This is a genomic window from Ochrobactrum sp. SFR4, assembly GCF_019730395.1.
GTDB lineage: Bacteria > Pseudomonadota > Alphaproteobacteria > Rhizobiales > Rhizobiaceae > Pseudochrobactrum.
Window position 1 is genome coordinate 1 of sequence record NZ_JAAPBB010001472.1, and the last position, 231, is coordinate 231.

The window sequence follows — 231 nt, forward strand, 5'->3', positions numbered from 1 at the left end:
ATTTGAAGAAACAACAGCCGCCCTCGCCCTCATGGGGAATGCTGGTATTCAGGCTTCTATGGCTGGTACCGGTTTACGTGGTGCCATCACACGCATGCTCAGCCCAACCAAGGGTGTGCGTGAAGCGATGGAAGAAGCAAATCTGACCTTCACCGACAGTAAAGGACGTTTACTCCCGCTTCTTGATATCATTAAACAGCTTGAGCCTCATGCCGATAATACCGGTATGAT

1 protein-coding gene is annotated in these 231 nt (G+C 50.2%); it reads left to right on the forward strand.

What is annotated here, in order from left to right; all coding sequences use genetic code 11:
- Positions 1 to 231 (forward strand): phage tail tape measure protein (locus tag HBA93_RS23910; protein ID WP_221724864.1); only part of this gene is annotated, 231 nt, incomplete at both ends.